Origin of the sequence: Nostoc sp. UIC 10630 (genome assembly GCF_010747425.1) — a bacterium.
In the GTDB taxonomy this organism is placed as follows: Bacteria; Cyanobacteriota; Cyanobacteriia; order Cyanobacteriales; family Nostocaceae; genus Nostoc.
Genome location: NZ_JAAGOG010000062.1, coordinates 18,225 through 39,126 on the forward strand (window position 1 = coordinate 18,225; position 20,902 = coordinate 39,126).

The window sequence follows — 20,902 nt, forward strand, 5'->3', positions numbered from 1 at the left end:
TTTCTTCCTTTAATTAAAAGTGACTGGACGATATTCACTGTAATAAGCGGGCATTTGTAAGCCCTGAACTTTCAAACTTTGTATCCGGTATAAAAACGCCGCTCCGGTCATAATATGGTTAGCAACATCAACAACCTGACGATTATTTGATTCAGATAAGTAAGAACCTCTAACCCAGTCATTGAAACTGCCCATAGCAGGGCCACACCAGATTTGATAATCCATTTCTCTGCCTTTTTCCCCAAAGTTAGACCAACGGGATGATAATCCCAGATACCAGCGAAAAATTAAAGCCATCTTCAGTTTGGGATTATTAACAGCCTTGGCCAATTTATCAGGATTGCGTTGAGATAAATAAGTAACTGTCTCTTGCCACACTGCATCCAAGCTCTTTTTCAAAACTTGTTTTTCTAATTTCTCTCTTTCCACCAAGGGAATATCTTCAATTGAGTCATAGTTTTTATATAGTTCAAACATTTTTTGGGCTCGTAAAGGAAAGAGAGTTCCTCTTTTGAGCACTTGGAGTTTTACCCCCATTTCAAACATATCTGCTGCCGGAGCCATCATCACATCAGCCATCTCGGCTTGAGCTAATAATTGTTTAGTATGTTGAGAAGTTCCGGCTTCAATGCAAGACTGGTTAATCGAGCCTGTTACAACATAAGCAGCCCCCATCATAAAGGCAGCTAATGCTGATTGTGGCGTAGCAATTCCTCCTGCTACTCCAACTCGGACAGGTTTTTCATAAGAAAATTTTCTTTGAATTTCATCTCTCAATTCTAAGATGGAAGGTAAGAGACAAACCAGAGGACGATTATCTGTGTGACCACCAGAATCTGCCTCAGCAGTAATATCGTCAGCTACAGGAATTTTTTCAGCTAGGGTTGCTTGTAATTCACTGATAAGGCCTTGCTCAACTAATTGCTTCAAAATTTTTGTTGGAGCAGGTTGCAGAAATTTGATTGCAACTTCTCTCCGAGAAACTTTGGCTATAATTTTATTTTTGATTTCGATTTTATTGTCTGCATTCAAACCAAGTCCAGCAGCGCGGTAGTAAACAATGTTGTCAGTCAAATCGAGGAAGGCGGAAGCTTCTATTGTTCTCACCTGATATTTAAGATACAAATCAACAACACCGCGTTCAATAGCAGGTTCACTGGGACTGTGGAGTAAGTTAAATGCGTAAGGTCCTTGTGGTAAAGCTTGCTGAATACACTTAATGGCTGCTTCGACGCGAGCAGGAGATAAGCCACCAGCACCAAATGAACTTAAGATTTTCTCTTTACCAAGGGCAATTACCAGTTCTTCAGAAGCAATCCCTTGAGCCATTGCGCCTGTGGCATAAGCGTATTTTACACCATGAAACTTGAGAAAAGTTGGATCGCCTAATTGTCGAGTTGACAGAGGTGGAGTCGATACTAATATTTCTGCCTGTCCCGTTTTTTCCTGGTTGCAAGGGTATAGATAACCTTCGTTAGTTGCACCAACTTTTCCTTCAACTCTAATAATATAACAAGGTTTTTCTAAATTTAGAAGCTTAGATTTTATGCCTTTTTCGTTAAAAGATACAAAATCTAAAATACCTTGCCAAACTTGATTTTGTTGGGAAATATAGTCTGAAATTTTTAGGTAGTTACCATTGTTATTTAGTATATTATCTGCACCAATCATCTTTTTTAACCTCCAGTTCCAGAAAATTGTTTACCAGATAATGTTTGAAGAATTTACAGCAGATTTTATACTGATTACCTGTGAGGTCGCTCTAGAACAAGGGGCTTAAGCCCCTTGCCTTACTAAACTTGATTGTGTACCAATTATTTATTCAAATAATCTGGGTACTTTGCTGCTTTAAATGATTATGATTCAAATAACTTTTGATAACAAGCTATTTGCAACTGAATGATGACGCTAATTTGCTTTAGTGACTCCTGCCGTGCTTGTAAAAAGACAGCATGAGCTTTGGTCATCCTGGAAGCGTTCTCACTCAGCTTTTGATAGTAAGGACTATGTAAATTGAGCAAATTGGGTTCGTCAACAATGCTGGATGTTTTCAAACTAGGGGTCAAAGCGAATTGATTATTTTCCTGTTCCGTTACCAAATTTTCGTTAATTTGTAATTTTTCTACACTTTCATTGCGTTCTTGTAGCAATAACTGAGTAGGTTGGCTGCTATTTTGAAAGTTAACTTGCTCATGGAGACTTTCTAGATTTCTAGAGGTGTTTTCAAGACTTTTGGTAGGATTGGAGAGCAAAGAAGAATTCATTTTTGGAAATTCCTTTAATTCTGATAGTTGAGATTGCTGCTGATTAACAGTTTTGATGGGATATCTAAAAGAGATATCTTGAAGGATTTCTTGATTTTTTTTATTCAAAGATGTGTAACTAATCTTGGTATTATCCAAGGTTATAGTTTTCACACTAGGTTGGCTTTGGTTGAAAATTTCTGGTTCTTGAGAATATAGTGGTGATAAATCTAGGTCAACCCTGTGGCTGAGGAGTTTGGCTAAGGCTTTGATAATGGAAGTATGATCGTCTACACCTCTTTTATTAAGAGACACTGTGATGTGTTCTTTTGCATTAAGGGTTTTATCAATCCATCTAGAACAGTTACTACCAGCACCTACTTCGAGGAATATTTTGAAGCCATCTTCATAGACGCGATTAATTAGCTGAGGAAAATTAAGCTGTTGGCAAAGATTTTTAGCAATGTTGTGAGCAATAGAATGGCTATCAAGGTCAATGGGTTTATACTCAGCTGCGGAATAGAAAATAGTCTCTGGGATGTTTCGGCTAGGTAATGTATTTAATCTCACAAGTTCATCGTATTCAGAGCGCATTGCCTCGCAATGAATTACATGGGTGAAGGGAGCAGAAAAAGCATTACAATTTAGGCTGGCGATAACTCGCTGACAGGCTTGGATTTCACCAGCGATCGCAACTTCTTCTGTAGTGTTAATTAAAGGCAAATAGACGCGGTTTTCATGTTTGATAGTTTCCTGAACGCGGGATACTGGACACATGAGAATATAGTTGCGCCAAAAATCTTCGCCTTGTTGATTCTGCTCTTGAGGTAATCCCCAATACTCGCGTACAGCATTTTTTTCACCAGATAGCCTTGTCTTCAGCAGAGATGATGAGTTAAAGCCCTCACTACCTTCTTGAAACTGAGTCCAGACACCCTGAGCCAACATCATACTGATTTCGCCCAAGCTATAACCAAAAGCACATTCGGATTTGAGTTGGAAATAATTTTTCAGAATTGCTGTCATGAGTCCAGCACAGGCCATCTCTGATTCGAGTACTGCTACTGAATCATTGAGCAATTGCTGTTCGAGGACTTCTAATTGCCTGTTTGACAATTTTTCTAAGCTTCGGGGATAAATAAGTTTTTCTACGTTGGCGACACGGTTGTAGATGCTTCTGATGAAAGGATCGTCGTAAAGTTGAGGAAATAAGCGAAACAGATTCCGACCTAGACCGATATAAGCACTAAAGGCACCTGGGTAAACGAAAGCAATTTTACTTTTTTGACCCAGTGGTTTTGCTGTAAAATAGCTGCCTAGAGGGCTTTGCCAGTCTTTCCCTGTCTTAAAGGCATTGACAATACCCTTGAGGGAGTGCTGAATTTCGCGCTGCAATTCATCTTGATTGTGTCCGAGAATTGCTACTGCATAAGTTGCCTGTTGATGCTGTTGAAAAGTTGCAAAAGTCATACTAGCAGCAGCAGCTAGGGAAGAGCAATCTTTAATGGTTTGTTGAAGATTGCGGATTTCTTCTAATAGAGTTGATTGCTCGTCAGATGCGATCGCAAACACATAGTAAGGCATTTGCTCTAAATACCTGCTGCTGTGATGTTGCTGATATAGTTCCTCTGACAAAATTAAATGTGCATAACTCCCATCTATCTCCATTCCGTTAATCGCAGCTATTCTTCTAGTAGCTCCTTTTTCTAAAAACCAGGGTTTTGATTCACAAGCGACATAAAAGGGACTATCTCGCCAAATCTCTGGCATTTTAGGACCAGACCATTGGGGAACTGCGGGAATGTAACGATGATACAGGCAAAGTGCTGTTTTAATCAGGCTAACTATCCCCGATGCAGCATAGGTATGACCTATATTTGCTTTAATACTCCCGATCGCACAAGTTAAATTTGGCTCAAATGTGCGATAAGCTGTGAGCAACCCTTGAATTTCTGACTCATCTTGCTGGGGAATTCCACTACCAACAACTTCCAAATAGTTAATATCTCTTGGTTTGATATCTGCAAGATGAAAAGCCTGTTGACAAGCCTGGGCTATCATTTCAGAATTTGGAACCGTGAGAGAGTGAATTTTAGATTTTGAATTTTCCACAAGACTAAGAGCGTCAATCGTTGCATATATGCGATTGTTCTCTCGTTTTGCTGTTTCGTGGAGCTTCAATACTACAGCCGCCGCACCCTCACCAACTATCCAGCCATTGGCTTTCTGGTCGTAACTGAGAGTATTCACACCTGTGTTAACTTTTGTTATTTCATTTCGTTGTAAAACACTAGCGCCATCCCCAGCAAGGTCAATCGCACCGACTAAAACAGCGTCTACTTCTCTGATTGTGAGTAGCTTTTGGGCAAGCTCCAAGGCTTTAAAAACAGAATTTTGTTCGGCAATTAATGTGAATGTCGGCCCAGCAAAATTCCACAGTTTGGAAATATAATTAGCTAGGCTGTTTTCGATGTAGTTGCTATATTCATTATCTTCAAGTTGCTCTTTTTGTTGATGCAGGGTTAGGTCTTTAGTACTAGCAATTATTATTGCTATTCTCGTACTTTTACGAAGTGCCGCATCTTTTAGAGCATTATCGGCAACCTGAAGCATCAACAGTTCTTGAGGATTAAAATTGTCTACTTCTTCGGGTGGTATTTCTAAACTGAAAGCATCAATTTCAAAATCTTTAATGTATGCACCTAATGGTGCTACACCATCGGGAAAACTGTAGTTTTTCAACAACTGTTGTTGTGCTTCTATTGCTTGCCATCGCTGAGGAGGTCTGGAAATAAAATGCTGAATTCCCTCATAAATACTGCGTTCAAAGGTATCTAATCCCTTGCAGCCGCCACCCAAATAGCAATCCATCCCTACAATCGCTATTTTATGAATTTTATTTGGTGCAAATTCTTCCATCACCTACCTCCTCAAGCTGATGTATATATTTTGTAAGAATTCAGGGGTCAGAATAGTTAAAGAATCAGAATAAAATTTGATGAATCAATCATATTAGATTCTTTCTAAGTCTGACTTCTGACTCCTTAGTGCTGAATTCTTATGACATTTTTCAGTTGCCTATTTAAATTTCATCGAGTTGCTTGGGTAAAATAGTTCCCTTAGCACCAAGCATTCGGGTATATATTTTCCCTTGCTGATTATGGGCGATGACATCAACAACTAAACTCGATTCTGTCTTTGATTTTATTTCACAAGAAACGTAAAATATTTCATCAAATGGAACGGCAGCAAACTGTTCAAAAGTCTTGATTTCTGAAGGCAAACAAGCTACCTGATAAAAATGCTGTGCCCAAATCCAAAATGCATGAATCTGCACATCTGCAATGTAGGGATTGAATGTTTGGACTGGGAATTGTCCTTGTTGTCTTTCTCCAGGCTCTGGCAAGTAGCATTCTATGGTGATCTTGTCCAGAGTGGTATTTAAAACAGATTTTACACCTTGAAAGGTAAATCCGTGAAATAAGCTAGCTGCCCCATTTTGATAAAGTGATGAAGTCGTCGCGGTGATTTTATGATCCTGGCTTAAGTTCATAAATTCGTGTGTTGGGGGAATAAGAATTTCCCGCTTCAATTTCATCTGACTACTAAAATGATAACGGATTTTACCTTCTGGAGTTTTACTCCAGATTTTGGCATCAAAATCTATCTCATTAATATCATGTTTAGCAACTTCTTGCAATTCTAAAGTGTATTCAGTTGCTAAATTTTCATCAAATATTAGTCCCTTCAAAACTTTATAATTTGTACAACTGAAGGCTTTATAACCAGGATAGATTTGTTCGCAAGCGTTAGCAATCCATAAGAGTCCACAAGTCGCGGGGAGAACTGGATAACCAGCAATTACATGATCTTGTAAAAATGGATTAGCTGCTAATGTTAGTTGCCTCTGAATCCGAAAAGTTCTCAACTCGCTTGGTAACTTTTCTGGGATATAAACTAAAGGGCTACCAATTACAACTTGCACAGTTTCTTGATTTGTGCTGGCTAATTCATCAACTAACATTTCTGTGCCAATATCAACAGGAATAGTCTCAATATTCCGTTCAGCAAAAGCTTGCTTTAATTCAGGAGAAACCATACCACTATCCCAAGGGCCCCAATTAATCGCTACCACATGAGAATGGGGATGGTTGCGTTTGACAAGATGGGCTGATTTGTTGAGAATTTCATTAGCGATCGCATAATCTGACTGTCCTACATTTCCGTAGAAACCAACTACAGAAGAAAACAGGACTAAATAATTCAGTTGGCTAGGTGTTACACAGCGCAACAGGTTTTCTAGACCTTTAACTTTGGCTGTGTAAACTGTTTCAAAATCTTGGACTGATTTTTTCTCAATCCGCTTATCAGCTAGATTTCCAGCCCCGTGAATAATTCCTGTTACCGGGCCAAAACGCTTGACAGCATTAGCAACTTGCTCCTGAAGTGCGATCGCATCAGTCACATCAATATTCAAATATTCAGCCTTTCCACCCGCCTGGTTGATAGCTTGTAAGGTTGTAGCAATTTCGCGACTAGATGAAATAGCGTTAAACTTTTTCTGCACCATTGCAGGTGTGGGTTTTTCGCCTTTGGCGAAGAAATCCTCCATAATCCGCTTTTTCAAATCTGCTTCGCTTAAGTAACCTTCAGTCCATACGGGTTCTGGATCGGCGGTGGAACGACCCACCAAGATAAATTTGCATTGATAACGCTGCGCTAGTTTAATCACACACTGAGCCGTTATCCCTTTCGCACCGCCACTTACGAGAAATACTTGGGATTCGGCATTAGGGATGGGGAAAACGTTGGAGGAAAAGGTGCTGGGTGCAAAGGGGATTCCACCGATTTCCTGCTCTCTATTTTTTTGTTCTTCCTGTTCACAAATTAAGGTTACTCGCTCTTGTGAGTTATATCCCACTTCCACGACTAATAGATTTGGGTCGTGAAGTTCGGCGAGGATATGCTGTGCTGATGTTTCGGCATCTAAATCAGGACTGAGGTCGATCGCTCGGCAAAATACAGATTCCCATTCCTGGTTCAAACTTTTAGTAAGTCCGAATAGTCCAGCGCCAATTGCACCAAAGTTAGTTTTTTGCCCTAGTCCGAATTCACCATCCAGACGAGCCACAGTTATAAAACTACTACGTCCTTGAAGTGCTGCTTGATTGAGTGGTTCTTTGAGATATTTGGCGATGAGAAAGACATGGCGAAGGATGGCTTTTTCTGATTCCAGATAGCGGACATGGTTGCTTATATCGTCGTGAGTTGAAGGATTCAGATGGATAAATGTAGCTATTTGTCCATAGTTAGTAGCGATCGCTCCTAACTGTTCTTGCAAATGCTCCTCACTCAAATCTGTAAGCACCACACGGCTAATCCCTTCAGGTAACGGAGATTGTTTAGCAATGACGGTTGGAGGAAAAGTTAAGACAACGGTTTTCCAGCCGCGTTTGAACAGAGTCTCAGCTAGTTTCGCCGTAGTCAGAGAACCATCATCGGTAAGCAAGGCGATATGGTTATCGGGTAATGTGAAATCTAAAACATCAGGTTCGGGAAGATATTTGAGTCTGACAGGACTACGAAAAATTGAGGATTGGGGATTGGAATTTGGGGAAAACTCTTCTCCCCTGCTCCCGACTCCCGACTCCCCGACTTCTTCCCCAGTCCCTAGTCCCTTTTCTATATGTGCAACAATTTGTCCAAGGGTACGTAATTGAGCCAATGCTTCTGAAGTCAGCTTGGGTAAATCCGGGTATAGTTCTAGCAACGCATCGATAATTTCCACAAGTTTGACAGCATCAATTCCCAAATCTGTCTCAATATCCATCGACAAATCTAACATTGTCGTCGAATAGCCTGTCTTCTCACTAACGACATTGAACACAATGTTAGTAAGCTCTGGAGATGAGGGGGATGGCGGGGATGAGGAAGGTATTGCTGTTACTCCTCCATTTCCCTCATCTCCCTCATCTCCCTTATCTTCCCCATCTCCCTCTGCTCCCTGCTCCCTGCTCCCTGACTCATTTGGGGCGTTGACAAAGCCCACCGCAGGTATCGCACCAGAAATCTCAGATGCAATTTTCCCCATATATTCAGCTATTTGAGCCAGCGTGCGTAGTTGTCCTACTTCTTCGGGATTCGGCTTGGGCAAATCGGGATATAGTTCTAACAACGCTCCGAGAATTTCTACACGTTTGATCGAATCAATCCCCAAATCTGCCTCTATATCCATCGTTAGCTCTAACATCTCCGTTGGGTAGCCTGTTTTATCACTAACGACGTTAATCAGAGTTTGGCTCAGAGCGGCTTGATCGATGATTACTGGCGGGGGTGGGGGTGCAATCTCTACAGGTGCAGTATTCTCCTTTAATGGAGTAATATCCAGAAATGCTGTTGCTTGATGATGTGCGCCATTACCATTACCATTACCATTTGTGCCGTTACCATTAGTTGAAACTGGCTCAGATTTAGTGGCAAATCCGTTACTCGGCAAAGCAACCGGTGCAGTCTCCCGAACAGGGTTATCCTCTTCGACTGGTGGAGCTACTGGACTTGGTTGATAATTGACTGGCGGTATCAGACTCTGTTGATTAGTATTGCTGGGCGACGGTTGATAATTTCGCTGAAGCAATTGGAAAAAGTTGTTAGTGTATTCTTGCTGATAGTTGAGATATTGCTCATGGATACGGAGACTATCAGTTTGATGCTCGTGAAACCGCATGATGCTGCGCTCTGAACTGGAGACTACCAGTTGCTGTGTTTCTGTATGTGGTTCGCTGAATTTACTATTTCCCCACAACGCATGTTGTTGCTCCATGAGTTGGAAGAAGGTTTTAGTATATTCTGTCTGATTGTTTAAAGATTGTTCATGAACCTGCAAGATTTCATGTTGATTGCGACTGAAATCAATCAGGGAGTATTCTAAGTTATCTATAGCTCTTAAATAACTTAGAGGAAGTTCTGAACTAGGTTGCAAAGACTTGATATCGAGTTGATCTGATTGCCCGTTCTGCACAGATTTCACTCCACCGTTGACTGTTACTTTCTCTGCTGAATGAGAGGGGTTAGCTGTTACTGAGTGAGGTTTATTGCCATTTCCAAAGGTAGATTGACCGTTGACAGCTACCTTCTCTACGGAATGAGAGGGGTTAGGTTTATTGCCATTGCCAACAGTGGATTGACTGTTAACTGATACCTTCTCTGTGGATTGAGAAAAGTTGGGTTTATTACCGTTCGCAACGGTGGGTTTCACTTCATGCCCATTTTGCATAGCTTTTTCAAAGGACTGCTTGGTTTTATCCGATACAAAGTTGGTGCTATTTAAACGGACATTCAAGAGCTGATTTGGAGAAGCTTCTGGGATTTTATACTCCAGTTGATAAGGGTCTAAGTTTTGCAAAGGTAATCCAGCAACGCGCAACTGTAGAACAGCTTGGCGCAAAGTGCGATCGCTATCTTTGAGATGACTAGCATTTAAAGCTACAGCTAAATGAGGGCGATCGCTTAGGATATCTTTTACCAAGTTGGTGAGAACACTTCGCGGCCCAAATTCAATGAAGCAGTAACCGCCTTCAGCATAAATATTTTCAATTTCTTGCTTAAACAGCACCTGATTTTTCAGATGTTCTTTGAGGACTGTTTGAATGACTTGCGGCTCATTTGGGTAACGCTTCCCGGTAACATTGGTATAAACCGGGATTTGTGGCTCATTAAAAGTAACTTTCTCAATTGCTTTAGCAAAGGGTTGCTGTGCATAAGCTACTAATGGAGTGTGAAAAGCTGCGGAAACTCCCAACAAAATGCTAGAGAACCCTTGAGTTTTCAGAGCCTCCTGTACATTAGCAATTTCACCTTTCGTCCCTGCTAACACCATCTGATTTGGAGAATTCAAGTTAGCAACGGTGACTTGCGGGAAATTCTGAATTAGTTCTGTAACCTGATTTACATCCCCTTTCACCGCCAACATCGCTCCCGCATCCAATAGAGGATCTTTTGGTGCAGCCATCGCTTGACCTCTAGCTTTGACCAAGAACAGGTAATCTTTCTCACTCAAAACTCCCGCAGCCCACAAAGCAGTCAGTTCTCCAAAACTATGTCCAGCCACGAAATCTGGCTTAAACCCAGCTTGTTGCAATATCTTGTACAAACCAGCGCTAAAAGCTCCAATAGCTGGTTGTGCATATTCTGTTTGCTGCAACACCTTCATCTGGGCAGTCTTTTGATCTAGATCAAACACAGGGTTCGGGAAAACAACCTCCGAAAGGGGTTGCAAACTGTCTTGGCGTAAAAGGCTATCAATTTGAGCATAAGTCTGCCCCAACTCAGGGAAGTTAATTACGAGTTCCCGACCCATCTCTAAATATTGCGACCCTTGCCCAGAAAATAGGGCAACCACCTTTCCCTCTGTTGCTATGCCAGTTTTGCGGTAGTAAATTCCTTGGGGATACTCCCATGATTCTGCTTGCAGCTTGTTTTTGAGCAAGTCAATACTTGTTTGCAACAAATCGCAAGCTTGAGTCAGAGAATCAGTAACAAACCCAAGTCTGGCATTTGTAACCGGAATTTCTAAAGATTGAGAAGCCGCAATCAATTCTGTATAAAGCTGTTCTCCCGTATCAGATTGCAATTGCTGTTTAATTTCTTGACAGCGTGACAACAATTCTTCAGGCGTTGACGCAAATAGCAACACCGGCTGAGAAGGTTTGTGTAAACGATAGGGTTGCTGATGTTGACTTGTATATTCTTCCAAAACGACGTGATAATTTGTGCCACCAAAGCCAAAAGAACTTACCCCTGCACGTCTTGGTTGGTCATCGCCGCTAATCCAAGGTCTTGTTTCCGTATTTAAGTAAAATGGAGAACTATCAATATCTAATTTAGGATGCGGTTTAGTGACATTAATCGTGGCTGGCAATACTTTGTGGTGTAAAGCCAAAGCCGTTTTGATCAGACTCGCCGCACCCGCAGCAGCTTTTGTATGTCCAATCTGTGATTTGACAGTTCCAAGCGCAATATGTTGTTTTTTGGGATTGCTTTCGCCAAAAACCTCTTTTATAGATGAGAATTCGGCGGGATCTCCAGCCATAGTACCAGTGCCGTGTGCTTCAATCAAACCAACACTCGCAGGCGAAAATCCGGCATCTTCGTAAGCACGATGTAAAGCTCTGACTTGACCTTCTGGACGCGGTGCATAGATGCTTTTATAGCGCCCATCGCTAGAAGTACCAATGCCTTTGATGACTGCATAGATCCGGTCATTATCTCGTTGGGCATCCTCAAGACGCTTCAGGACTAACATTCCCACACCTTCACCCAGCATCATCCCATCAGACTCTGCATCAAAAGGTTTAACATTCTCACCTTGGGAAACAGCAGGAGTTTTGCTGAAGCACATGTAGGCCATAATTGAGTTGTCGGTGTCAACTCCGCCAGTGATCATCATATCGGCTCGATGCTCAGTTAGCTCACTAATTGCCATTTTGAGGGCACCCAATGAACTTGCACAGGCGGCATCTACTACACAGTTAGTTCCGCCCAAATCTAGGCGGTTAGCAATTCTTCCTGTAACTACGTTTGCGAGCATACCGGGGAAGGCGTTCTCATCCCACTGCACATAAGCACTTTTGATTTTCTCAATGATTTTTTGTGCATCTTCATCAGATAAGCCACTGCCTTTGAGAACTTTTTCCCAGATTGGGTACTGCATTCTCGCAGTCAGAGGAACCGCCAACTGCCTACCTAGTGCCACACCTAAGATTACACCAGTACGTTGGCGAAGGCGATCGTAGATATCGCAACTAAACTGTCGAGATTCGCCGTAACCTGCATCTTCCATCGCTGCTTTCGCAACAATCAAACCTAGCAATTGCGATATATCTGTAACTTCTAGACTGTTAGGTGGCAGTCCAAATTCCATCGGATTGAAATTGACATCCGGGATAAATCCGCCTCTCTTACAATATGTTTTATCAGGTGTTCTGGGGTTAGGATCATAATAATCCTCTACACTCCAACGCGAAGGGGGAACATCAGTAATACAATCAACTTTATGAATTATTTTTTCCCAATATTCCTGTAAATTTTTTGATTGGGGAAAGATAGAAGCCATCCCAATAATTGCAATATCTGTTTTTTGCTGAGGTCTATTTATTTCGCTGGTTAGCGGTGCATTCTCAACCATAACTTTTTTCACCTGTATGAGCTTGAGTAGAGCCTGTTCACAATTGCTAACTTCTTCTTGCAACTGTGCTAAAACAGCTTCAATTCTAGAAGCAGTCATGACTTTTTCTTCACTATTAGATTTTTGAGATGTAAAGATGATAATAAAATTACCATCTCTACAATTAGAGAAAGACGCGATTATTTTTTAGGTAAGGCTAGGGGCTATTGATGGTAAGCGATATGCCTTTACTTGAGGTTCAGAAGCCATAAACAAGACTTCAAGAGATTTTAGTGAGGATATCCTGAAGTCTAAATGTAGAATTCAGATTTATTTTCGGCTAAAGAATTGCTCTAAATTGGAAATGGCTTCAACATTACAACATAAGTTGTTAATCAGATATAAATTGGATGTTTTCATCCAGCTAACATCTTAACTTATCAATTGTAGTTAATATTAGGCTGTTTAATTCTCCATTACAATTGATATACAACTTATATACAACGGTATCGCTCTTGAGAGGTAAAATGTTATTGGGCATAATTTATTAGTCCATTTCAATAACGGTACTAGTAGTCTGTCAGCTCGAACTCTTTTTTTGTCTCTGACTCTGTGTCGCGCCAGTTGCTACAAGTCGGGGAACCCGCCCAACGCACTGGCTTCTCTGCGTCTCTGTGGTTCATCTCATTACATTTGCTGGGTAAATAAGTTTGTAGTTAGGCTTTCTAAGCACTTTAATGATTAGTGCGAACCCTCAAAATCAGCTTAGAAAAGTGCATTTTCTGATTTCAATTGGGTAAATAGAGCAGAACCTACATATAAACTTATACAGAATCATTCTCGGAATTAAAATTGTCATCTGTCTTATTACTTATCGCCTGGTTTTGAGCAGCAGCTAATATCTTTTGCTCAAGCCTACTAATACTAATTCCCAGCTCAGAAGCTTTTTTTGTTTTCCACTCTTCTAGCTCACAATCATGTTGATTGAGCCATTCACGCACGGCAACGCGGGCCATCTCAGCTTTGCGAAGAGTCTGGCGAGCTGCATGAAAAATCAGTCGCTGGTTATCAAAGCTTGGCAATGAGAGCATGAATCGCTGTAGTTTCATTTTATCTAGGGTCTTTGGGGGGCGATCGCTGTCACTCACATAACTATTAGAACTCTTTCTTTTCAATTAGTATGTCACATAACAAAAATACATTACTCGAATTGCATACAAATTGCATATATCTTCAATTTAGTACTCACCTCTTATTCGAAAAAATACTGAAAAAAGTATTAGAATATCAACAACATTAGGCTGCCATTAATTTATTTACTTATTGAAAAATAGAGATCATAGCTACTTAAACAAGCTAAGTGCCTGTGAGTTAATGCTATAGTTTTTACATCTATCCAAAAGTTGATTTATTTCTTTTAAAGATTGTGTATTAATCAATAAGATATTTTTAAAGGATTTTTATTCCCAAAGAAGTAATTCTGTCTGCAATGTAACAATAACCACTAGCAACTATATCTAAAGAATGAAAAATACTAGCGAACAACAGACCCACCATAAAGCAAAGAGTTATTTTGATATGCTGAGTAATAGCGAGGACATAACAGTGTTAAAAAGTGGTCAAATAACGCAATTAGTTTTTATTAATTGTATCGATTACATTGCTAGCTATTTCGCTTCACAACTGTTGCATATAGGTTGCAATTGAGTATCAATCAGTTTATCGTAAGTGATTAAATAATGTAATTCAATACTGTTTGTTTAAGAAGGTGGAGAGATACATAAATAGGGAGAATGAAAATATAAATTCACCTGATTGCTGGTCACTCTATACATTCATAAACGCGCAGTATGACAATGTGATTTAATGCAATGAACCGTATTGTATGAAGCCTTCTGCATAATTAGACTGTCACGAAAATATAAGGGTTTGCTGGCATGAGACTATCTGAGCTAGATCCACTCATCCCGCTAATTGAGTTAAGAGAAGAACTCCTGAAGCTACCAAAAGGCTACTCATTTTATGAAGATGAACTGGTAGATTTTTTATCTCGACGAAGATGGCCTGAAAGTAATCGCCGCATTGATCGGACAACTTTCTGGCGGTGGAGAAATGACAACGGCATTGAACATCAAAAAGTATTTAGTCGATTGGATATCTTGAAACTCTGCCAAATTTGCGACCACTATCGCATAGATGGAACTCGCAACGAATATCTGGCGATCGTTAAAAGTAAAAAAGAGGCAGTTCTTAACAAATAAAGCTACCTCTGGCTAGATACATAAAGTACCAAACTGCTTCATCCAAAGTTAATTTACTAACAGATTTATGGATCGATATGATTGATGTTAGTAATATCTAGCTTTGGAAGATCTCCCTAACCCCCCTTCACGAGAGGGGGGCTTAATTCACTAATTCAAAATAGTCACTTCTACCCGCTTCAAGCTGAATTAGAGTGTTCATCTTGGCATGATATAAGGTCTAATTTCATCTCTGCTATTTCTAAATAATTTGGAAAGACCTTGTTCTCAGACATCGCTAATTTGGAATAGGTAATTATGGTACAAAAACACAAACATTCATTCATCAAACCATTCATTAAACCTGTAGTTTGGTGGCCAGTTATATTAGCAACTACTATGACTATAGCTACTGGTGCAGCCTCTTTCTATACCTTTTCACGATTTCAGTTGTCCTCGAAAGTACAGCCTATAGCTACCCCACGTAGTTCTCCTAAAAGGGCTACTATTGCAGCATTAGGACGTTTAGAACCTCAAGGAGAGGTTATTCGTCTATCGGCTCCAGAGTCCCAAGGGGGTGTTAGGGTAACAAAACTTATGGTAAACAAAGGAGACAGAGTGCGACAGGGGCAAGTAGTTGCGATGCTTGACAGTTACTTTCCTCGTCTTGCAGCTTTAGAAAAAGCCCAACAACAAGTCTTAGTTGCTCAAGCTAGTCTTAACCAGGTAAAAGCTGGCGCAAAAGCTGGAGATATATCTGCACAAAAAGCAACCATTGCTCGTTTAGAAGCTGAGTTACGCGGAGAAACTTCTGCTCAAGAAGCAACGATCGCTCGCTTACAGGCTGATTGGCGGAATGCTGAAAGCGAAAATCAGCGATATCAGCAGTTATATAAAGATGGTGCGATTTCAGCCTCCGACGCAGATACTAAACGTTTGCGAGTCGATACAGTTCAACAGCAACTCAATGAAGCTAAAGCTTCTCTCAAGCGCACTATAGAAACTCTTCAAAAGCAGTTAATCGAGGCCAAAGCCAGACTCAAGAGTATTGCTGAGGTTCGTCCTACCGATATAGCAGCAGCACAAGCTGATGTTGAAAGTGCATTAGCCTCAGTTAACCAGGCTAAGGCAGAGTGGGATTTAAGTATTGTGCGATCGCCCATAACCGGGCAAATCATGAAAATTAATACTTGGCCTGGAGAAATTATCGGCACTACAGGAATAGCTGATTTAGGTCGCACACAACAGATGTATGTGGTAGCAGAAGTCTATGAAACTGATATTAAAAAAGTCCGTATCGGTCAGTCAGTGATTATTACTAGCGATGCTTTACCAGGGAAATTACGAGGAAAAGTTACAGATATTGGTTTACAAGTTGGCAAACAAAATATCTTTAATAACAACCCTCAAGCAGACACAGATAACAAAATAGTTGATGTAAAAATTCGTATTGATAATCTTCAAGATAACCAGCGAGTTGCTGGTCTGACTGATTTACAGGTAGAGGTAATTATTGATATTTAGAACTTCTCAAGAAAGCTTTGGTAACTCATTGAATATCCCTACCCTACCTAATACTAATTTGTAATTGGCTACGCTTTAACAGAAAATCCTTGATTTAAACAAAGCATTCTTTCTTAATTTAGTCTAATTTTCATCCTTGAGGTTTACTAAATGATTCTCAATATCCCCTTAGCTTGGTTACAACTAGCCAGACAAAAAATTCGCTTTCTTGTAGCTTTAGCTGGGATTGCTTTTGTTGCAGTTCTCATGTTTATGCAAATTGGTTTCCAAGCTGCTCTTTATGACAGTGCTACGCAGTTGCATAAGAATCTAGAAGGAGACTTATTTTTAATTAGTGCCCAATATAAATCTTTAACATCAAATCAGAGCTTTTTTCGTTCTAATTTATATCAAGTATTAGGTTTCGATAGTGTAGAATCAGTTAGCCCTTTATATGTACAATTTGCCAAATTTAAAAATCCCAACAATGGTTTAAAATTTCCATTGTATGTGCTGGGATTTGACCCAGTTAAATCAGTTTTTAAATTTCCAAATATTGAAGAAAAACTTGATTTAATTAGAATTCCTAATGTCGTTTTGTTTGACCGCGATTCTCGTCCCGAATTTGGAGCGATCGCTAAAGATTTTGAACAAGGTAAAGTTATAAAAGTTGAAATATTCAGCTACACTGGATTAGTTGGTTACAAAGTTAAGATTGGTGGTTTGTTTCGCCTTGGCCCTTCCTTTGGTGTTGATGGGAATTTAATCGTTAGTTCTTCAACTTTTCTCAGAATATTTCAAGATCGTCCGGCACAAAAGATAGATATAGGATTAATTAAACTCAAACCTAATACCGACCAACAAAAAGTTTTTGCAGATTTATCAGCCAAGTTACCCAAAGACGTAAAAGTAATTACTCGCAAAGATTTTATTGCTTTGGAAAAAACTTATTGGTCTCTTAGAACACCCATTGGATTCGTGTTTAATCTGATGGTATTAATGGGGTTTGTTGTTGGTGTGATCGTTGTTTATCAAATTCTTTATAGTAATATTTCTAGTCATTTAACTGAATATGCAACCTTAAAAGCAATGGGATTCAAAAACAAATACTTATTAAGTGTAGTTTTTCAACAAGCTTTAATTTTAGCATCTCTAGGTTATATTCCAGGTTTGGCTATATCTATAGCCTTATATGATGTCTCAAAAAATGCTACCAAATTACCAGTTATAATGAGTACAGATAAAGCCATTATAGTATTAATCTCAGCAACATTAATGTGCTTAACTTCTGGATTTTTATCTACAAACAAACTTCGAAATGTAGATCCAGCAGATATTTTTTAATTTTACATAGTAGTCCGCTTTAATTTCTGTTCTTGCAGCGCACATGCGATAGGTAGTTAATAGACAATAAAGCTCTTTGATTTGTACCTAGCTTCGCAAAAATCAAATATGAGTCATATATATCTGAGAAAATCATGAAAACAAAGTTTATTGTGGATATTAACGATCTGAATCACTACTTCGGCGAGAAAAAAGTACGAAGTCAAATATTGTTTGATATTAATTTTAATATTAAATTTGGAGAAATTGTGATTATGACTGGACCATCAGGTTCAGGAAAAACAACTTTATTAACTTTAATTGGTGGGTTACGGTCTGTCCAAGAGGGAAGCCTTAAATTTTTAGGTCAAGAGCTTTCTGGAGCTAGTAACGAGCAATTAGTTAAAGTACGCCGCCACATTGGATATATTTTCCAAGCTCATAACTTATTAGATTTCTTAACAGCAAGACAAAATGTTCAAATGTCGCTAGAATTACATAAAAATATTTCTGAATCGGAAGCTCGCAGCAAATCAGAAGCTATACTAAATGCCGTTAAATTGGAAAATAGAGTTAATTATTACCCATCTGATCTCTCAGGGGGACAGAAACAACGGGTAGCAATTGCTCGTGCTTTAGTAAGTCATCCAAAATTAGTTTTAGCTGATGAGCCTACAGCTGCTTTAGACAGTAAGACGGGCCGAGATGTTGTCACCCTAATGCAGAAACTAGCTAAAGAACAGAATTGTGCTATCTTAATGGTCACTCACGACAACAGAATTTTAGATATTGCCGATCGCATAATTCAGATGGAAGATGGTTATTTGGTCAAAGAGGTTTGTCATCTACCAAATGGATGATAACTAAATACCTGTAAAATCTGAATATGTCTTTAGGAATACTAATTTAATTTAATTTTGGTACAATTATCCAGCAGAGAATGACAGGGTAAAGAATTTGTATCATTCATTATAGTGAAACAATATTCCTTAAGTCTAGAATAAGACACATCTAGAGTATGAAGTTATAAGTTCTCAGGTGAAATAATATTGTAGAGTATTTTTAAATATACTCTTATTTTTTGCGAACATTTAGCTGTTTAACTTTATAATATTTATCTACAAATAACTAAAAAACAAATAAAAAGATAAACTCATTGAGAAATCCAAAAATCGTTGTACTTATTAGGATTGGTACGGAAGTTTATGCTTAAAGATTTGATTTTTTGTCTAAAAGAAGCAGCTTTATACCTTCTATTCAAAAAATCTCGAACACCTCAAGATCCTTCTGAATGTTTTGTGAACCCTGCCTGTGGATGTGCTAATCCAGGGCAATATATCCAGTGTGAAGATTGTGATTATCTTGAGTCCTGCTTATCGGATTGTAAGCTGCAAAATGTTTCGTTATTTTCATGTTCACAGACTAAATTTAATTAATGTAAAAGTAATGCCTGCGATAGAAGTAGGTTTAGTCCTATGGTAGAAGTGCGACAAAAAACTAGCTGTTATGTTAATTAGGAATGAAAAAACGAATTCATAATAAGTAATTAAAAAGTAGAACGCAAGTGAATATAAATATTTTTACATCAGTAAGATTAATTTTTATTCCTTGCTTTTTTGTGAGCAAGCGACTTTGCCCGTAGCTTCTTAATCATAAATAAGTAATTACTGATTATGAATTAGTTTGAATCTGACGAATATTTATGTGTTATGGGAGCTTCAAATGCTTTCAATTTTTCCAACACAAACTAAGTGAAAAAATTCTGAATCTATCTTGCTTGTCAAAAGTTACCTAACTTAGCACTGGATTAAGTAGAAAATATCAGTTTTGAACATCAATCAACCACAGAAATCTAAAACATAAACGGAACTATGACCATGAAGCCTTTTGATTTATCTAAAACTGTTCTAGCTGCTGCCTTTGCCATCAGTTTCGCTTCTGTATCCTTACCTCCTTCTGTTTTTGCCCAAAGCGGAGGCTCAGGTAGTGGAGGTTCTAGTAGTGGCAGTAGTTCAGGTACTGGAACTACAGGTACTGGAACAACAGGCACTGGTTCAGGTTCTGGAACAACAGGTACTGGCTCAGGTACTGGAACAACAGGTACTGGCTCAGGTTCTGGTTTAGGTACTGGAACAACAGGCACTGGCTCAGGTTCTGGAACAACAGGCACTGGCTCAGGTACTGGAACAACAGGCACTGGCTCAGGTACTGGCTCAGGTTCTGGAACAACAGGTACTGGCTCAGGTTCTGGAACAACAGGTACTGGCTCAGGTTCTGGAACAACAGGTTCTGGAACAACAGGTACTGCCACAAGAAGGGCGACCACCGGCGGGGGGGGCCGCGGGGCCGCGCGGGGGCGGGCCGGGGGTGCGGGCGCGGGGGCGGGCCCGCGCGGCCATGGCCTCGGACGCGTGGCCGCGGTCACCGACCAGGCGATGGGGCCCGATCCTGCCAAGACGATCCGCGAGCGGGCCATCGCCGCAGGGCCACCGGCGTGGCACGGCCAGAATCTTCGCGACATCATCACCACCCTCGGTTACGACGTTGATCGCCCTTGGTGCGAACTGCCCAAGAAAGATCGTGACTGGCTCTTGTTCACCGACGAGCAGCCGATGGTGCCGGTGTATGCGGGTTTCACGCCTGCGGAGACCCGCCGTGCGTACAAGCGCAAGGAACCGCCGAGCTACATGGGCACATTCTCCAGCGCTCGGCGATACGTGATGGAGACGTTCGCCAAGACCGAGAGCGCGTCGATGAAGAAACGCGTCTCGGCGTACATGGTCGGGGCGGAGTGTTCCATCTGCCACGGCAAGCGCCTGCGGCCCGGGCCTCTCTCGGTGACCTTTGCGGGGCTGGACATCGCCGAACTGAATCAGCTGCCAATGAGGCGTATCGCGGATTTGGTCGACCCATATGCCGTGGACGGAACCGACAACGCGACCGCCGGAAATGGACATCATCCTGAAAAGGTCGAAGTGATCCGTCGCATCACGGCGGACCTCGCGGCACGTTTGAAGGTTCTGCTTGACCTGGGCCTCGGGTATCTCTCGCTGGACCGCGGCACCCCGACGCTTTCGCCCGGCGAGTTGCAGCGCTTGCGGCTCGCCACGCAGGTCAGGTCCAATCTCTTCGGCGTCGTGTATGTGCTCGACGAGCCCTCCGCAGGTCTCCATCCAGCCGACACCGAAGCGCTGCTCGCGGCTCTCGACGGCCTGAAACGCGCAGGCAACTCGCTCTTCGTCGTTGAGCACGAGATGGACGTGATCTGTCACGCCGACTGGATCGTCGATGTCGGGCCCGCCGCGGGCGACCGCGGCGGCGATGTCGGTCTCGGGCCGGGCCTCGAAGAACCCGGCGAAGAAGGCGTTGTAGTCGCCCTCGTTGACGCCGCCGTTGGGAACGCCCTGATCGCGGTTGGGTTCATTGAGCGG

At 41.0% G+C, this 20,902-nt stretch carries 9 protein-coding genes and 1 pseudogene; 5 read left to right on the plus strand and 5 right to left on the minus strand.

From position 1 onward, the window contains the following. Positions 1 to 9 precede the first annotated feature (9 nt). From G1O98_RS16465 to G1O98_RS16480, 4 genes are all read right to left on the minus strand, one after another. Positions 10 to 1,671, minus strand: coding sequence for a PfaD family polyunsaturated fatty acid/polyketide biosynthesis protein (locus tag G1O98_RS16465; protein ID WP_163929785.1), 1,662 nt, complete (start codon positions 1,669 to 1,671; stop codon positions 10 to 12). A 185-nt stretch (positions 1,672 to 1,856) separates the two neighbouring features. Further along, the gene (locus G1O98_RS16470) at positions 1,857 to 5,162 is read right to left on the minus strand and encodes a type I polyketide synthase (RefSeq protein WP_163929786.1); all 3,306 of its coding nucleotides are present in this window, start codon (positions 5,160 to 5,162) and stop codon (positions 1,857 to 1,859) included. Positions 5,163 to 5,325: 163 nt separating this feature from the next. Continuing rightward, positions 5,326 to 12,525, minus strand: coding sequence for a type I polyketide synthase (locus G1O98_RS16475; RefSeq protein ID WP_163929787.1), 7,200 nt, complete (start codon positions 12,523 to 12,525; stop codon positions 5,326 to 5,328). 704 nt (positions 12,526 to 13,229) lie between these two features. Next, positions 13,230 to 13,496 (minus strand): hypothetical protein, encoded by a 267-nt coding sequence (locus G1O98_RS16480; protein WP_163929791.1) that lies wholly within the window; start codon positions 13,494 to 13,496, stop codon positions 13,230 to 13,232. Between the two features lie 846 nt (positions 13,497 to 14,342). On the opposite strand from G1O98_RS16480, the gene G1O98_RS16485 reads away from it, so the two are divergent. The 4 genes from G1O98_RS16485 (at position 14,343) to G1O98_RS16500 (ending at position 18,331) form a co-directional block, all read left to right on the plus strand. After that, positions 14,343 to 14,666: a hypothetical protein gene (locus G1O98_RS16485; protein WP_114080674.1), complete on the plus strand. Its 324-nt coding sequence runs from the start codon at positions 14,343 to 14,345 to the stop codon at positions 14,664 to 14,666. Between the two features lie 297 nt (positions 14,667 to 14,963). Beyond that, positions 14,964 to 16,169 (plus strand): ABC exporter membrane fusion protein, encoded by a 1,206-nt coding sequence (locus G1O98_RS16490; protein ID WP_163929788.1) that lies wholly within the window; start codon positions 14,964 to 14,966, stop codon positions 16,167 to 16,169. Positions 16,170 to 16,319: 150 nt separating this feature from the next. Continuing rightward, complete coding sequence (gene devC, locus G1O98_RS16495; protein ID WP_163929789.1) at positions 16,320 to 17,492, plus strand: ABC transporter permease DevC; 1,173 nt, start codon at positions 16,320 to 16,322, stop codon at positions 17,490 to 17,492. A gap of 134 nt (positions 17,493 to 17,626) precedes the next feature. After that, entirely contained in the window at positions 17,627 to 18,331 is a 705-nt protein-coding gene (locus G1O98_RS16500) for a DevA family ABC transporter ATP-binding protein (protein WP_175586708.1), read from the plus strand. 992 nt (positions 18,332 to 19,323) lie between these two features. On the opposite strand, the gene G1O98_RS39455 is transcribed toward G1O98_RS16500, so the two are convergent. Beyond that, on the minus strand, positions 19,324 to 19,782 hold the full coding sequence (locus tag G1O98_RS39455) for a hypothetical protein (RefSeq protein WP_175586709.1): 459 nt from the start codon (positions 19,780 to 19,782) through the stop codon (positions 19,324 to 19,326). 100 nt (positions 19,783 to 19,882) lie between these two features. Between G1O98_RS39455 and G1O98_RS39000 the strand changes: the two are divergent. Then, a pseudogene (locus G1O98_RS39000) lies at positions 19,883 to 20,902 on the plus strand (excinuclease ABC subunit A); the annotation flags it as partial.

What these genes read in the sequence shown, in the direction of transcription:
- G1O98_RS16465 (WP_163929785.1), bottom strand. Translation starts at nt 1,671, where the DNA reads ATGATTGGTGCAGATAATATACTAAATAACAATGGTAACTACCTAAAA.
- G1O98_RS16485 (WP_114080674.1), top strand. Translation starts at nt 14,343, where the DNA reads ATGAGACTATCTGAGCTAGATCCACTCATCCCGCTAATTGAGTTAAGA.
- G1O98_RS16480 (WP_163929791.1), bottom strand. Translation starts at nt 13,496, where the DNA reads ATGCTCTCATTGCCAAGCTTTGATAACCAGCGACTGATTTTTCATGCA.
- G1O98_RS16490 (WP_163929788.1), top strand. Translation starts at nt 14,964, where the DNA reads ATGGTACAAAAACACAAACATTCATTCATCAAACCATTCATTAAACCT.
- G1O98_RS16500 (WP_175586708.1), top strand. Translation starts at nt 17,627, where the DNA reads ATGAAAACAAAGTTTATTGTGGATATTAACGATCTGAATCACTACTTC.
- devC (WP_163929789.1), top strand. Translation starts at nt 16,320, where the DNA reads ATGATTCTCAATATCCCCTTAGCTTGGTTACAACTAGCCAGACAAAAA.
- G1O98_RS16475 (WP_163929787.1), bottom strand. Translation starts at nt 12,525, where the DNA reads ATGACTGCTTCTAGAATTGAAGCTGTTTTAGCACAGTTGCAAGAAGAA.
- G1O98_RS16470 (WP_163929786.1), bottom strand. Translation starts at nt 5,162, where the DNA reads ATGGAAGAATTTGCACCAAATAAAATTCATAAAATAGCGATTGTAGGG.